This window comes from Paenibacillus sp. 01T422, assembly GCF_056398785.1.
In genome coordinates, this window is the sequence record NZ_JBFTQB010000959.1 from 1 (window position 1) to 2,363 (window position 2,363).

At 49.8% G+C, this 2,363-nt stretch carries 2 protein-coding genes; both read right to left on the reverse strand.

Annotation, left to right across the window (positions count from 1 at the left end; genetic code table 11):
• The coding region (locus AC1DUA_RS34080) for an MFS transporter (RefSeq protein WP_477503957.1) at nt 1-1,080 on the reverse strand (1,080 nt) is incomplete at its 3' end.
• 10 nt (nt 1,081-1,090) lie between these two features.
• Nucleotides 1,091-2,341, reverse strand: coding sequence for an MFS transporter (locus AC1DUA_RS34085; RefSeq protein WP_477503958.1), 1,251 nt, complete (start codon nt 2,339-2,341; stop codon nt 1,091-1,093).
• Nucleotides 2,342-2,363: the final 22 nt, after the last annotated feature.

Here is a 2,363-nt window from a genome sequence, read left to right on the forward strand (position 1 = left end):
GGCGAACACCGCTCCGCCAAGCAGCGGGCCAGCGATGCGGCCCAGGCTGTCCATGGAGGAGCTGAGGCCTGTCGCGACGCCCTGTCCCACTTTCGTACGCTGCGTAATCAGCGACGTCACACAAGGGCGTATGAGCGCGTTCCCTGCGCCGAATACGGACAAGTATATCGCAGCGGTAACTACGCTGCTGGAGTACAGCAGCAGGAAGAAGCCAGCTGCTGAGAGCAATAAGCCGATGCCGATCACCTTCTGCTCGGCACCTTGCTTGACCAAGCGGCGAACGACCCCGCCTTGGATCAAGGCGCCAACGATGCCGCTGGCAAGGAACATCATGCCGATATCAAATGGCGTTGCACCGATCTTGTCCATTTGATAATACTGTAGTGTCGCTTCTAGGCCAGCGAGAGTAAACGAAACGAAAAAGGATAACACATACAGATACTTCGAAGCTCCGGAGAATGCGGTCCATCTGGAAGGAGCTTTCTCTTTCACCGATGTTCGCTTATTCGCTGGCAGCGATTCCGAGAGGATCGCAAAGGCGAATAGGAACGATGCAAACGCCAGGATTGAAGCTGCGAAGAAGGGCACGTAAGTCCCCCAGCGGCTCAGAATTCCTCCAAGCGCAGGTCCGAAGATAAAACCTAAACCGATCGACATGCCCACCATTCCCATGCCTTTCGTCCGATTCTCGGCTGTTGTAATGTCCGCCACATAAGCGACAGCGCAGGCTGTTGCAGCCCCTGAGAATAAGCCCCCCAGGATGCGAGACACGTACATAATCCACAAATGTCCATCTGCGAATCCGAAAATCAAAAAGCTAACACTAAAACCCAGCAGGCCAATTAAGATGATCGGTCTGCGTCCAATGCGATCCGAGACCGCGCCCCATATAGGAGACATCAGAAAGGAAGCCGCAGAGTAAACCGATAGCAACAGTGCGTTGTGATACTCAGAGCCGGCTCCTTTGACAACTTCTGGCAGGATGGGAATGATAATACCAAAACCTACGAAAATGGTCATCAACAACAACATGATGATTCCAATCTGTTTATTCATGATGCTTATGAGCCTCCAAACCAAACATTTTTCCTTATCGTACCATACCTTTTTTGGGGATGGAAATGAACATTTGAAGAACAAGTAACAGCACGAGAACGGAACCGCTCATCAAAAAAGGCGCATGATAGCCATACACGTCCCAAAGCTTGCCGGAAACAATCGGTCCGATGATCATACCTAGCCCTTCAATTGTTAGAAAAAACCCCCATACAGCGCCTCTTTTCTCAGGAGGTATAGCCGAAGCAATCAGCGCGTTCCAGGAAGGTATGATGAAAGCATATCCGATTCCAAGCAGAGCAACCAATACATACAGTATGGTCATAGATTTGGCATATGTAAACAGCAGCAAAGCTGCGGCGCTTATCGTAAAGCCCGTAATCAAAAACGGCCGAATGCCTCGGCGGTCCACCCATTTCCCCATAGGTACTAGGCAAATGACCGTAACGGCTCCACCCGCAACCAAGAACATGCTGTATTCAAAGGAGGAAAGCTTCAGCACTTCTTTTGCATACAGAGTCAAAATAGGTGTCAATATACCGAGAGCAAACGTCTGCGCGAACATTGCGGGAAACATGAGCGGACTAACAGACAACGATCGTCTTACTTCACTTAGATAAGCCGAAATTCGCTGAGCGAGAGGCGCTTTCTCTGATTTCGAGTGTGTCACGACCTTGTCCATAGCCACATCTCCTGTTGAACTTTTCCGAGGCAGCATCAGCGCTACGAGTACTACAACCGTCATGCAGGCAATCAATAGTCGAAATGCAATGGTGTACCGATTTTCGCCTACAAAAAAGTTGATGGCCACCGGCCCAAGTCCGACACCTGATAGCCACGCCATATAGACAACGCTCATAATCGTCGCTTTGCCATCCTCCCCTGCCACTTCCGTCGTACCCGTAATCACGCAAGGCCACAGTGGCGCTGTGCCGAAGCCAAGCAGCGCACAGCCGACAATCATCCATATATACTCTGAAGTCGTTGCCATAAGGACTACAGAAACAAAGGTCAAGAGCACACCTGTGAGCATCGTTGTACGGTAACCGAGCTTATCGATAATCCAGCCAACGGGCGTGCGGAGCACATTATCCCCAATATATTGCGCCGCAAGCGTCCAACCAATAATAAAAGCGGATGCCCCTAGTCCTGTTTTCATGTATACCGGCAATATGGTAATCAGCAGTGCTCCCTTCACAAATTCGACGATAAACATAATAATTAACAATTCGATCACAAATGGGGAAAATAGTTGGTTTTTCCGCCATTTTTGCATCAAAATCATGTGATTTCTCCTTATTTAGCCG

Coding starts and splice junctions, on each gene's coding strand:
- AC1DUA_RS34085 (WP_477503958.1), bottom strand. CDS start 2,341: ATGATTTTGATGCAAAAATGGCGGAAAAACCAACTATTTTCCCCATTT.